This window comes from Liquorilactobacillus vini DSM 20605 (assembly GCF_000255495.1).
GTDB classification, from domain to species: domain Bacteria; phylum Bacillota; class Bacilli; order Lactobacillales; family Lactobacillaceae; genus Liquorilactobacillus; species Liquorilactobacillus vini.
In genome coordinates this window covers 13,892-27,168 of the sequence record NZ_AHYZ01000079.1, presented here as the reverse complement: position 1 = coordinate 27,168, position 13,277 = coordinate 13,892, and the positions used below count along the sequence as shown (strand labels likewise).

General features: G+C 40.1%; 12 protein-coding genes and 1 other annotated feature (1 of these 13 cut by a window edge). Of the genes, 5 read left to right on the top strand and 7 right to left on the bottom strand.

Going from position 1 to position 13,277, the window contains the following annotated elements:
* Positions 1-88 (bottom strand) — a binding site (T-box leader) (it extends 151 nt beyond the left edge of the window).
* A 162-nt stretch (positions 89-250) separates the two neighbouring features.
* The 3 genes from ON15_RS05175 to ON15_RS05165 all read left to right on the top strand — a co-directional run bounded on the left by ON15_RS05175 (position 251) and on the right by ON15_RS05165 (position 3,435).
* Positions 251-1,105 (top strand): hypothetical protein, encoded by an 855-nt coding sequence (locus ON15_RS05175; protein WP_010580418.1) that lies wholly within the window; start codon positions 251-253, stop codon positions 1,103-1,105.
* Between the two features lie 95 nt (positions 1,106-1,200).
* On the top strand, positions 1,201-1,764 hold the full coding sequence (locus ON15_RS05170; RefSeq protein WP_010580417.1) for a peroxiredoxin: 564 nt from the start codon (positions 1,201-1,203) through the stop codon (positions 1,762-1,764).
* A 15-nt stretch (positions 1,765-1,779) separates the two neighbouring features.
* The gene (locus ON15_RS05165; RefSeq protein WP_010580416.1) at positions 1,780-3,435 is read left to right on the top strand and encodes an FAD-dependent oxidoreductase; all 1,656 of its coding nucleotides are present in this window, start codon (positions 1,780-1,782) and stop codon (positions 3,433-3,435) included.
* A gap of 191 nt (positions 3,436-3,626) precedes the next feature.
* On the opposite strand, the gene ON15_RS05160 is transcribed toward ON15_RS05165, so the two are convergent.
* The 7 genes from ON15_RS05160 to treR all read right to left on the bottom strand — a co-directional run bounded on the left by ON15_RS05160 (position 3,627) and on the right by treR (position 11,092).
* Positions 3,627-4,322 (bottom strand): ABC transporter ATP-binding protein, encoded by a 696-nt coding sequence (locus ON15_RS05160; protein ID WP_010580415.1) that lies wholly within the window; start codon positions 4,320-4,322, stop codon positions 3,627-3,629.
* Positions 4,323-4,325: 3 nt separating this feature from the next.
* On the bottom strand, positions 4,326-5,387 hold the full coding sequence (locus tag ON15_RS05155) for an ABC transporter permease (protein ID WP_010580414.1): 1,062 nt from the start codon (positions 5,385-5,387) through the stop codon (positions 4,326-4,328).
* Positions 5,388-5,397: 10 nt separating this feature from the next.
* Positions 5,398-5,910 carry a TetR/AcrR family transcriptional regulator gene (locus ON15_RS05150; RefSeq protein WP_010580413.1) on the bottom strand — a complete coding sequence of 171 codons (513 nt, stop codon included), beginning with the start codon at positions 5,908-5,910 and terminating at the stop codon, positions 5,398-5,400.
* Positions 5,911-6,056: 146 nt separating this feature from the next.
* On the bottom strand, positions 6,057-6,962 hold the full coding sequence (locus ON15_RS05145) for an AEC family transporter (RefSeq protein WP_010580412.1): 906 nt from the start codon (positions 6,960-6,962) through the stop codon (positions 6,057-6,059).
* Between the two features lie 242 nt (positions 6,963-7,204).
* The gene (locus ON15_RS05140) at positions 7,205-8,572 is read right to left on the bottom strand and encodes an NAD-dependent succinate-semialdehyde dehydrogenase (protein ID WP_010580411.1); all 1,368 of its coding nucleotides are present in this window, start codon (positions 8,570-8,572) and stop codon (positions 7,205-7,207) included.
* A gap of 90 nt (positions 8,573-8,662) precedes the next feature.
* Positions 8,663-10,336: an alpha,alpha-phosphotrehalase gene (treC, locus tag ON15_RS05135; RefSeq protein WP_010580410.1), complete on the bottom strand. Its 1,674-nt coding sequence runs from the start codon at positions 10,334-10,336 to the stop codon at positions 8,663-8,665.
* 3 nt (positions 10,337-10,339) lie between these two features.
* A complete protein-coding gene (gene treR / locus ON15_RS05130) occupies positions 10,340-11,092 on the bottom strand; it encodes a trehalose operon repressor (RefSeq protein WP_010580409.1) in 753 nt (250 codons plus the stop codon).
* 176 nt (positions 11,093-11,268) lie between these two features.
* Between treR and ON15_RS12285 the strand changes: the two genes are divergently transcribed.
* A complete protein-coding gene (locus tag ON15_RS12285; RefSeq protein ID WP_026049499.1) occupies positions 11,269-11,766 on the top strand; it encodes a PTS sugar transporter subunit IIA in 498 nt (165 codons plus the stop codon).
* A 6-nt stretch (positions 11,767-11,772) separates the two neighbouring features.
* Positions 11,773-13,239, top strand: a complete 1,467-nt coding sequence (locus ON15_RS05120; protein WP_034992726.1) for a PTS transporter subunit EIIC — start codon at positions 11,773-11,775, stop codon at positions 13,237-13,239.
* Positions 13,240-13,277: the final 38 nt, after the last annotated feature.

The following is a 13,277-nucleotide window of genomic DNA, read 5'->3' as shown; positions in this document are numbered from 1 at the left end:
TTCATTAAGATCTAAACCACTGTTTTGCACCAACCAACAGTTCTCTTTTTGGTTAAATCATAATTACTATCCTCGTCATTGCTTTTAACCGAAATCTAATGATTTAATGACTGTATCTTAACCCGACTATCATTAAATGTCAAGAGAAACTTTGAATTTTTTGAACAAAATATTATATTGTTTGTTTTCACCTTAGTCTTCAGGTAAGCTGAAAGCAAGGGATAAATTTAATTTAAGGGAAGGGATCGAATTGAAAAAGCAATTATTTTTCGTTGTAGCATTACTGTTATTAAGCGGTTGTGGTGGGCAATCAAAGCAAGCAGTATCTGCGACTTCCAAAGTTAATAGTTCACAAACCTCAGCGGCAAAAAAATCTTCGGTGACTAACAGCGTTGAAAAATCTTCTGCAGTCACGTCCTCAGCCTCTGCGACGACAACGAGTTCATCAGTTAGCAGTCAGAGTAGCAATCAAAATCAAACTTATCCGCGAATCATTTTAATGAATCAACAACTGGTTAAAGCGCTAGGTCAAGTTGTTTTGCCCCAAGTTGATGGTCTTGATGCTGGCAGCCAGCGCTTGAATGTTCGTTATCGAGGCAATGCCGCTAATTTTACAATCGATTATAGTGTTGGATCAACAGCCAAAGACTTTAATGATTCTTCTTTAAACCAAGAAAATCCATATGCGGTTTACAGCAAACAAACTTTTGAAAATTCAACGCAAGCTGCTCAACAGATCAATTATCGCTCAGCTGATGAGTTTTCTGGTTTACCGCAGACCAACTTGGGTTATGGGATCACCGGAACGATTGATGCTGGTGCGGGCCAACGGTACTTAAGCTGGTATGAAGGCAATTGGTACTTAACAGTTCATGCAGCAGCTGTGAATCAAGAGGATCCAACGCCATTAGCTAAACAGACGGTAGCATTTTTAGCATCAAATAGTCTGCCAGCTCCGCAAAAATATGGCCGAATCAGCTTTCAAACGGCAATTACCAATCGTCAGCGTGATCAAGAAATTATTTGGCAAAAAAATAATGTGGTTTACCGATTGCAGACTCATACACCGCAAACGGCTTTAAAAATGGCAGTCAGTATAAAATAATTCGTTTAAAGCTATTTACATTGTGTACAATTAATTCTATAATAGGCAATGGAATTAGAAAAATTCTAAATAACTTTCAAAGGAAGGGTGCTTTTATGAACTTTATCAATCAAAAGTTGACCGACTTCAAAGTCAATGCTTATCAAAAAGGTGAGACACATCAAGTATCGTTGCAAGATGTTTTAGGTAAATGGTCGGTCTTCTTCTTTTATCCAGCTGATTTTTCATTTGTTTGCCCAACTGAATTAGGAGATCTGCAAGATCATTACGCGGAGTTCAAAAAAGCAAATGCGGAAGTTTATTCAGTTTCAGAAGATACTGAGTTTGTTCATAAGGCTTGGGCAGAAGCAACTGAGACGATTGCCAATGTGCAATATCCAATGCTGGCGGATCCTGCTGGCCAATTGGCACGTTTCTTTGGCGTTTTAGATGAGGAATCAGGCCAAGCTTATCGTGGTGTCTTTATTGTGGATCCAGAGGGCAAGATCAAATCATATACGATCAACGATATGAGCATTGGCCGGGATGCTGGAGAAATTTTGCGAACATTGCAAGCGGCTCAGTTTGTTGAAAAACATGGTGATAAAGTTTGTCCCGCTCATTGGCATCCAGGTGATGATACCATCACTCCAAGTCTTGATTTAGTCGGCAAAATTTAAAGAAGGTCGTGTCCAATGACAGAGAAAAGGATTTATGACACGGTCATTATTGGTGCTGGGCCTGCTGGTTTAACGGCCGCAATTTATGCCGGTCGGGCGACTTTGGATACTTTAGTGATCGAAGCGGATCAGATTGGTGGTCAGGTCACAACGACTTCTGTAGTTTGGAATTATCCGGGAGTTGAAAAAGTTGACGGAACAGCGTTAATGAATAAAATGCAGCAACAGGCAGCCCATTTTGGAGTTCAGCTGACTAAAGATCGAATTGCGGGTTATGATTTAAAAGATGATTTGAAAGTGCTGCACGGTTCTAAACAAAATTATTATGCCCGCAGCGTTATTCTAGCTGGTGGTGCTAAACCGCGAGAACTGGATTTCCCAGGGGAAAAGCAATTTCGCGGGCATGGAATTGCTTTTTGTTCAACCTGTGATGGTGAATTGTTCAGTGGTTTAGAAGTTTTTGTCATCGGTGGAGGCTACGCAGCAGCTGAAGAAGCTGACTATTTGACGCGTTACGCGAAACACGTCACGGTAATTGCCCGCGAGGATCATTTTACTTGTGCACCACTAACGGCAGCGCGTGCATTAAATAATCCCAAAGTTACAGTTAAATTCAATACGGAAATTGTTCGAGTCACGGGCCAAGATTATTTGCAAACGGCAGTCTTTAAAAACAATCAGACTGGTGAAGAGTTCACCTACCAAGCTGATCAACAAGCTCAAACATTTGGAATTTTTATTTATATCGGTACGCAACCAGCTACCACCGGGTTAACGGGGATTCTAGAGCATGATCAGCATGGCTATCTCAAAGTTGATCAGCAACTGCAGACTAACTTGCCGGGCGTATTTGCGGCGGGGGATATTGTTGCTAAACCATTGCGGCAGATCGTCACGGCTGCTGGGGATGGAGCTTTAGCTGCTACGAGTGCTGAACATTATGTCACCGCTTTGAAAGAGCGGCTGCATATTCCGATTAAGCGACAGGAGAAACAGCCGGCAAAAACGGTTGGACAAACCAGTCAATTAGCTGATGACTCAGCGGCATCAGTGGTCCATCAAGGTGCTTGGTTCCCAGTTAAAATGAAAGAGCAGCTGCAGCAGATCTTAGCACGGCTGACTAAAAAAGTCATTTTACAGGTTTGGGATGATGGCAGTCAAAAAAGTCAGGAATTGCAAAGCTTTGCTACTGAGTTTTGTCAGTTAGACCAGCATTTGCAATTTCAGGTTGCCCCGGCGCCAAGTCAGGAGACTTATTTACCAGTTTTGCGATTATTGAATGACCAGCAAAAGGACACTGGGATTCGTTTTGGAGGTATCCCAACCGGTCATGAGCTTAACTCATTAGTTTTGGCGGTCTATAATCTAGCAGGTCCCGGGCAAGAACTCAGTCCGCAACTGATTGCGCGGATCAAGGCATTGCCGCCGACGAGAATCAAAATTGGAGTAGCATTGACTTGTCATTTCTGCCCAGATGTCGTTGCGGCTTGTCAGCATATGGCAGCACTCAATCCGAATGTTTCAGCCGAAATGCTTGATTTACAGCTATTTCCTGAATTAAGGAAACAAAAGCATATTATGAGTGTGCCGGCAACGATGATCAATGATGGTGAGGTTATTTTCGGTAGTCAAACACCTGAGCAGCTAGTAGCAGCTTGTGAAAAGCAATGATAAGTAAGTTTTTGAATAATAAAATTTAAGAAGTAACGGATATAAAAAACACCTCTCTGGTAGAAGTTTTAACTTCTGCTGGAGAGGTGTTTGGTTATTGGAACAATTAAAATAAAAGTCATCAAATCAATTCAAAAAAATTAAAAGTGGCTTGGAGAATTAGCAGTGACAATCTAGCTAATGGCTTCAAATCAAACTTTGAGCTGCTTAACCTCGGAAATTTGACCATCGCTGATTTGATATAGATGATCAGCAAACTGTTGTAGTCGTAAATCATGAGTCACGATGATCACGGCTTTTTGGCGTTGCTTGGCCAATTGACTGAACAAGCGGCCAACTTGTTTGACACGCTGACTGTCTAACGCAGCTGTCGGTTCATCGGCTAAAATTAATGGCGGATCCGGATAAAGTGCGCGGGCAATCGCAACACGCTGCTGTTGGCCGCCAGATAATTCAGCTGGATATTTGTCTTTTAAAGCAGCAATTCCCAATTCATTTAATAAGGACGCTAAGCTAGTTGAGCTGAGATTAGCAGTTTTTTTAAATTTCTTGACTAAAGTAAACTGTTCGTTGACTGTCAAATAAGGCAGCAGATTGTATGATTGCAAAATAAAACCGATTTGGGTTAAGCGTAAAGCATCACGCTGTTTGGCGGTCATTTGCGCTAAATTCTGGCCGGCAATTTTGACAGTACCGTGCGTGGCTGATTGCAAGCCGCCAGCAATGGTCAAAAGGGTGCTCTTGCCAGAACCAGAAGGGCCAATAATCAGATTCAATTGACCCTTGGCAGCCGTAAAATTTATCTGATGTAAGACTTCGATTTGACTTTCTTGCTGGCCAAAAACTTTGCTGACTTTTTCTAAGGTTAGAATTGCTGCTGAATTCATAATTTATCCTCCAATTACACTGACTGGGTCGATTTTGATAATTGTCCAAATTGGAATTAATGCACCTAACATAGCCGTAACGACTAAGCCAGCCGCTAGACTACCTAAAACTGCTGGCTGGAAACTCATTGGCACATTGGCTGGAGTCAGCCACGCAGTTAGGCCAGTTAAGACCCCAGCGAGGCAGATCCCGACAATGACTAATAAACCAGCTTGGGCTAGAGTCGCTTTGATTAAAAAGCCTGCTGGAACACCTTGAGCTCGTAAAACGGCGTAATTACGGGCTTTTTGGATCGTCAGAATATATAAGAAAACAGCGATCACAATTAAGGCAATAACCATTAAAAAACCAATCATCAAACTAAAAGTTGCATTTTGGGCAGCATAGCCAGGCAATTCGCTAATAAATTTGCTAATTGGGTAAGCCGTTAACCCTTTGGCAGTTGCTTGATAAGAAGCTTTTTTTGAAATGATCGCACTGGCTTGGAAGTCACCAGTTAAATTTTTTAATTTTTTCCAAGCTGTAAGCTGTCCATAAATTACCGGGGCAATATTCAGTTTGGCATTCTTAGTGAAACCAACGATTTTAAAAGGGGCTGTTTGTGAATTTAACTGCAGCTGGTCGTTCAAATGATAGCCTTGGTCCTTAAAGGATTGATCAACGACGATTTGCTGTGGAGTTTGTGGCAGCTTGCCCTGAGTTAAATTGAGATTTTTGGCAATGAATTGGTGATTTTTGATTCCGATAAATTGGGCTGAGATTTTAGCATGACCAGCTTTTTTGGCTACCACAGCTGCTTGACCGAGATATGCTTCCTGCTGGGTGATTTTTTGTTGCTGGCTGGCTTTTTTAGTGATCAGTGACTGACTGAGATTGATATCCGCATTTTGATTTAAGACGATTCGCTGCCCGTTCCAAGTTTGAATAGCAGCAGTGTTTTCCTCGGCAAGTCCTTGAGCCAAACTAGTTAAAATAAAAACTAGGTAAGCAATCAAAACAATCATGCTGATAATTAGACCGTAACGCAATTTTTCGTGACGGATTTCTTTGAAGGCTAAAAACATTTTTTCTCCTTTATTGTTTAATCAATGCGGCTTTTAAACGGGCTAAATATTTTTCGCGCTGGGTTGGTTTTAACAAAATATCTTGAATCGTTGCGTGTACCAGAACCATTGCTTGCCAGTGTTGGGAATCTAAAAGCATTGAAGAACTCGCTGGCGTGTTTAAAAATGGTTCATTATAGATTAGATGGAGTTTGATGAAGTCGTAGTAACAGCTATTTTGAAGCCGGCGGGTAAAGTCGGCAGCAACCTTGTAATAAAGCTGAGGATCATAATTGATTAGTAGCGAATTTTCAAAAGTCAACGGCTGGTGAAGCTCAATTAGAGCTCGCTGATAAAGGTAGCGATAAGCAGCTGACAGATCAGTAAAGTAGGTATAAAAGGCTCCCCGTGAAATTCTTGCCGTTTTGACGATGCGGGCAACTTGGGCTTGGCTTAAAGGATAAGTTGAAAATTCTTGCAGTAAAGCTGCTTGAATCCGTCCTAATTTAGTTGGGGAAAGATGGGATAAATTCGTTAGTGTCATGATTTCCTCCTTTGATTGACACCATGTCAAGATAACTATTCTTAAATTAGCATTTAATTGACACCGTGTCAATTAAAATGAAAAAATACCCAGTCAAGCATGTCGCTGACTAGGCTCCAATCTTCAAGTGGTAATAAAAATGATTGCTAGCTTAAAATTAGCAGAAACAATGATAAGGTCACAAATGAGAAAATGGTACTCCAAAATTGAATTGAAGCTAATTCAGATTCCGCTAGATTATATTGAATTCCCAAAGTAGTCGGCATTGTGGCAGTGGGGATAGCAAGCGTTAAAATAACGATTTTTTGCAGCTCAGTTGGGAGCCGGAGACCAAGCATAATTAACCAGATAACTAAGGGAAACAGCAAGTTCTTTTCAAGGACCGTTAAGACAACAATCCGATTGGTTAAAATTTTTCTGGTATATAAAACAATCCCAATGGCAAAGATAGCTAGACCACCTGCTCCTTTGCCCAATAACTCAAATGAATTCACTAATTCACTTGGCATTTTCCAGCCAAGTAAAGCCAAAATAAAACCAAGCAGTGCGCTGATAACTAAAGGCTTTTTAAGAGTGCCAAGGATCCTTTTTCTAAAAGAGTGTTCGTGATTTAAGGAACTAAAAACGATTGGCAGCAGTAAAATGTTGATGATCAAGGTGCAAATTCCAATCGTAATTGCACTGGTTGAACTGCCAAACAATAAAGGCAAAATAGCTGAACCAACAAAAGGGACTGAAGGATCAGCTACTGACATAGCAAATAAAGTCGCGGATTGAAGCGAATGGTGACGAAGATTAATTAAGAGCATTAAACAATAGCAGCCAAGCATACTGATTAGTAGCCAACCAGCTAACGGCAAGTCGCTGATAATAATTTTGCGGGGCGTCTGCCAAATCCCAGCAAAAACACTTAGTGGGAGCATGAAGTTCATGACTAACCGTACAAATTTTTGGCTGTCGTAATCGTTAAAGTAGTTTTTGCTGGCTGCAAAATAGCCTAAAAAAATCGTCACAATTATCGGTAGTAGTGCAAAAATTAAAGTTTTAAGCATTAAACAAGGACCTCGCAATTTTAGTAACTAAATATGACCAAAGTATACGAGTTTTAATTTTAGTTACAAGGTAATGATAAAAATGATTGGTTTATAATGTTTAGGCCAATTATTTTCAGCTATATTTAAGTTAATCTTTGATCATTGTTAATAATTCAAAGATAACTGCTGAAAATTCAAACAAAAAACGTGAAATTCTGATTAGAAATTTCACGTTAGAAAATTCAAGCTTTAATAAATGATTAACCTAAAACAGTTTTAATATTAGCAAATTCTCTAATTCCCAGATCACTCAATTCACGACCATAGCCGGATTTTTTAATTCCGCCAAAAGGTAATTCTGGCAAAGAGGACAATGGCTGATTAACTGCAATTTGTCCGGTTTCGATTTTTGAAGCTAACTGACGGGCTTTGTCTAAGTCTTCAGAATAAATTGCGCCACCGAGACCATAATTGGAGTGATTTGCTAATTCAACGATCTGACTTTCATCTTCAACTTGATAAATCTGTGCAACTGGTCCAAATAGTTCATGATCGTACATTGGATTGTCATAAGTCATGCCGGTAATAATCAAAGGCATGAAGAATGCGCCTGGACCGGTAACTGGGGTCGGATCACCCCATAAAACTTTAGCACCACCAGCTAAGACGGCTTTGATTTGAGTTTGCAAGTTTTGTTGAGCGCTCTTAGAGGATAGTGGAGCTAAGGTTGTCTTTTCATCTAAAGGATCGCCGGGCTGATATTTAGCAAATTCTTCCTTGATGGCTGCTAAAAATTCATCATAAATCCCGCTTTGGACCAGATAGCGTTTAGCTGAGGTACAAACTTGGCCAGAATTGCGTAAACGACCATTAACAGCTCCAGCAACAGCTTTTTTGAGATCAGCATCATTTAAGACGATGCATACGTCGGTACCACCCAGTTCCATTGTTGATTTTTTCAGATTATGTCCAGCTTCAGCAGCAATTCGCTCACCAGCTTTTTCAGAGCCAGTTAAAGCAACGCCCTGAACTCGCGGATCACTGATCATGCGATTAACTTGATCATAAGTGGCAAATAAATTTTTAAAGGCGCCAGCTGGCAAACCAGCAGCTTGGCAGGCATCTTCAAAAGCTTGGGCACATTCTGGGACAATACTGGCATGTTTGAGAATCACTGGATTGCCAAGAATGAAGTTTGGTGCAAAAACACGCATAACCTGGGTATATGGAAAATTCCATGGTTCAACGGCGACGATTGCCCCAATTGAACTGAACTCCAGATGGGCTTTACGACCAGCTATGGCAGTATAATCTTGATCTGCTAAAGCTGCTGCCCCGTGTTCAACATAGTAATTAGCGAATGCCGCAGTTTTTTGGACTTCTCCACGAGCATCATTAATTAATTTTCCCATGTTGGTTGTCAAAAATTTAGCATAATAATCAGTCTTTTGAGTAAATTCATTCGCTAAAGCTGCTAATTGTTTAGCTCGTTGCTCAAGCGGTTGCTGCTTAGCTTGTTGATAAAAAGCCTTGGCAGCTGTTAAGGCTTGTTCAACTTCAGCATCAGTTGCAGCTGGAAATTCTTTGATCAGTTCCCCATTGTATGGATTAACTGCACGATAAGCCATTAAAAATCTTCCCCTTTCTTCTTTAAGCGACATTACAAATTCATTATAATGAAAAATCACTAATAAAAGAAGCAAAAAGTTTAAAAAGCTTTAAAGCTTAAGTACGATAGCCTCATAAGGCTGTAATTTTAAGCTACTTGGAATTTTATTGATGTTTTGTTGATAATTAGTTAATAGAACTTGACAGGATTGTTGTTGTAATTCTGGCGGCAAGATAACTTGGGTCGACTTGCCATAGAAATTAGTAATCACTAATAAACACTGTTGCTTTAAATAACGTAAATAGCCCATAACTTGTGGGTGATCTATCCATAATGGCCGAATATGTCCTTGATAAATTAGTGGTTCAGTTTTTCTTAACTGAAAGAGCTGCTGATAGTAATTGAAAATTTGTCCAGTCGCCAATTCAGCCGCTACGTTGATCTGTGTTTGATTGGTCGGCTTTAACCAAGGCTTGACTTTTGAAAAACCAGCAAATTGGTCAGCATTCCATTGCATTGGCGTTCGGCTGTTGTCCCGTGATTTCTTTTTGATAGCAGCTAAGGCTTGGGCTGGTGTTTTTCCAGCTGCTAAGAGTTCTTGATAAGCATTCAACGATTCAACATCTTTATAATCGCTGATCTTTTGATAGTCTGGGTCAGTCATCCCGATTTCTTCACCTTGATAAATAAATGGGGTTCCGCGCATTAGTTGCATAACCGTGGCCAAAACTTGAGCTGATTTAATCCGATAGTTTTGTGGATCGCCAAAGCGGCTTAAAGCTCGTGGCTGATCATGATTGTTCCAAAAAAGTGCGTTCCAGCCAGCGTGTTGATCAAGTTCTACTTGCCAGTCAAACAGCAGCTGCTTGAGTTTCAAAAAGTCAAACGGCATGCTATCCCATTTATTGCCATTGCGGTAATCGACTTTTAAATGATGAAAAGTAAAAATCATCGATAGTTCATGATTCTTCGGCTGTGTGTATTTAACTGAGTTTTCAATGGTGGTTGATGACATTTCTCCCACGGTAATAATGCTGGTATCTTGACCAAAGCTGGCCTGGTTGAGTTCTTTGAGATACTGATGAACGATCGGCGTATCAGTGTAGAGCTTCTTTTCTTGCAGCGGATCAGTTGAATCAACTAATTGCTGATCTTTACCAGTGACATTGAAAACATCAAAACGAAATCCCTTGACCCCTTTTTTGCGCCAGAAATTTACAATTTTAGCAGCTTCTTGTCGAACGGCCGGATTGTGCCAGTCGAGATCAGCTTGGGTTGGATCATAGAGATGCAAATAGTACCAACCAGAATCGCCAAATTTCGCCCAAGCTGGGCCACCAAATTTTGATTGCCAGTTAGTTGGCAAGCTGCCATCTTTTTTTGGTGGCCGCAAATAAAAGAATTTTTGGTAGAATTGATCACCAGCTAAGGCTTTTTGAAACCAGGGATGGCTGGTTGAACAATGATTGAAAACCATATCAAGCATGACGTCGATATGATTTTCATGCAATTTAGCAGTTAATTCTTCAAAGTCAGCCATTGTGCCAAATTGTGGATCGATTTGGTAATAATCAGCAATATCATAACCGTTGTCATTTTGCGGTGAAACAAAAAAAGGATTAAACCAGATCATGTCAATCTTTAGTTGTTTGAGATAAGGAATTTTTTGAATAATTCCGCGCAAATCGCCAATTCCATCTTGATTACTGTCGTAAAATGAGCGGGGATAAATTTGGTAAATTATTTTTTGGCCTAAATTTATCTGCTTATCTGAATTTTCCATGATTTAAAACTCCTTTTTCGCTGTTGTTGGATGCAATAAGATTTTTTTGCGTCGGGCAAAGTCAATGAATTTGAATTTATCCGGCCGGTGAAACGAAGCCGTGATTTGAAATAAAGTTGTGTCTTCCAGATAACTATGACTGCGGACAACCACAACTAGCCCATCAGCCAGCAGAGCCAGTTTTTTCGCAACAGTTGGATCAGCTTTTTCAACGGTGATCTCTTTAGTGGCATAAGAAATTTGCAAGCCTAATTTTCCTTCCAAATAGGCATAGATTGAATCAGCTGCTGCGGTTTTTGGCAAAGTACTAACCGGTGGGGACAATAGATAATCACGATCTAAAACAGCTGGTTGCTGGTTAATCAGTCGTAAGCGTTCAACAAAAAAAGCTGGCTGCTTTTTATTGGTTTCTTCAGTGATCAGTTGAGGTGGTAAAACTGTTTTCTTTAAATGTAGAACTTTAGTGCAAGCATGCATTCCTAAAGCAGCGTTCAATTCCTTGAAACTGGTAATTCCAGAAATTGGGAAAGTGTAGCGCTGAATGTCTAAGACTAAAGAACCTCGACCCTTGATTTTTTGAATCAGTCCTAATTCAGTTAGCTGATCCAAAGCCTTACGAATCGTTTCACGTGAAGTCCCATATAGTTCGCAAAGCTGGTGTTCGCTCGGTAAAAAGGTTTTTGGTGCATAGATTTCGTGATGGATCTTTGAAGCAATATCTTGAGCAATAATATTTTGCTTGTTGGCTGGCTGCATTTAGCTCACTTCCTTAGAAATCGTTTTCTAAAAACTATTATAGCATTTATGTATAGACAAACAAGTGCATTGATTAACATTTGATTTTAAAAGACTTTTTCAAATTATTTGACAGATGTATAGACAAGTTGTAAGATAATATCGAAAATTGAAAACGCTTAAAAGGAGTGGTTGGTTTGTTTGGGTTCAAAAAGAAAAAAAGTGGTCCAACAACAGAATTGACAGCCCCAGTTAATGGGAACTTGATTTCGTTGAGCAAAGTTCAAGATGCGGTCTTTTCTGGAGGAGCAATGGGAAAAGGCTTAGGAATTGAACCTGTTAGTGGGGAAATTAGTGCCCCAGTAGCTGGTGAAATTTCAATGATTGCTGAGACTAAACATGCACTGGGAATCAAAACGGCCGATGGTTTGGACGTTTTGCTGCACTTGGGGGTCGATACAGTTGGTTTGAATGGAAAACCATTTGAAGTCTATGTTAAAAAAGGTCAGCAGGTCAAAGCCGGTCAGAAATTAATGGCAATGGACTTAGCTGCCGTTAAAGCGGCCGGTCTGCCAACGACTGTGATTTTAGTGATTACCAATTCAGCTGATCAAGCAATTGAATTACAGCCAATTGCGGAACAGCAAGTCAGTGTAGGTCAGTCAGTAGCAACTCTCATTCACGAAAAGGAGTGATCAAAAATGGCAAAAAAAGATTATTCAGAATTAGCCAAGACAATTATCCAAGATGTTGGTGGGGAAGAAAATGTCAATAATCTGATCCATTGCATTACCCGGTTGCGGTTTTATTTAAAAGATGAAAGTCAAGCCAATGATGAAGCCTTGAAAAATACTAAAGGTGTAATCGACGTTATTAAAGCTTCCGGTCAGTATCAAGTTGTTATCGGCAACGAAGTAACCAATGTCTATGATGCGGTTGTTGATGAACTAGGGCCACAATTTGCAGCTAAATTAAATGATGGTACTGCTAGTGAAACAGCAGCTAGTGCAGAACCAGAAAGCGGTAATGGTTTTGTTCGTGCGGTCAATAAGTTGATTGGCTTGATCACTGGATCAATGACGCCAGTAATTGGAGTAATTGCAGCTTCTGGGATTATTAAAGGTATTTTGGCATTATTAACACTTCCTCAGCTTGGCGCAATTTTAAATGCTAAGAGTACAGTCTATATTACTATTAGCGCAATGGCAGATTCGGCCTTTTATTTCCTGCCAATTATGGTTGGCTTTGCAGCTGCTCGTTATTTAGGCGGAGATCCAATCGTAGCGGCCGTTATCGGCGGTGTTTTAACTTATCCGCAGATTGTTACTTGGGGCACAGCCTTTAAGACGATGTTCTCGATTGGTGGCTTTGATTTTCAGTTTTTGAAGTATACCTATTCAATTTTTCCAATGATTTTGGCAGCTTGGTTAGCTAAAAAAATTGGTGACTGGTTTAAAAAAGTTTTGCCAAGTTATTTGCAAATGATTTTTAATCCATTATTTACAATCTTAATTGTCAGTGCAATTACTTTAGTGATTACTGGTCCGGTTATTCAAGGGGCTGCCAACGGAATTGCTGATTTTATTAATTGGTTAGTTAGTGTTTCTGGTTGGCTTGGTGGTTTAGTAATTGGCGGTTTCTATCAAGTCTTGGTGATTTTTGGTTTGCATTGGGGCGTTGTGCCACTGGTCGCTCAGCAAATTTCCGGCAGTGGCGAAAGTGCTTTGAACGCAATTATTTCTGGTACAATGGTTTCACAAGGAGCTGCGGTCCTAGCAGTTGCTATTAAGTCACATAAAAGTGAATTAAAAGAACTTGGCTTTGCCGCTGCAATTTCAGCTTTCTGTGGAGTAACTGAGCCCGCAATTTACGGTGTTAACCTGCGTTATCGGCGCGTCTTTGTTTCTGGCTTGATTGGATCCGCTGTCAGTGGTTTCATTACTGGTTTAATGCATGGTAATATGTTTGGCTTTACGGGATCGTTGATTGGCTTTTCATCATTCTTTGATCCAAAAAATCCGACTAATTTGACCAGCTTTTATGCTTTCTTATTATCAAGTTTGGCAGCGATTATTGTTAGCTTCTTGGTAACCTGGTTCTGGGGTTACAATGATAAAATGGTCATGGGCCAAAAAGTTGAAAAGAAGAAGAATCCGGCGAAAGCTTAGTTGAAAAAAATTATTAAAATTGTACTGTTTCACAAAGA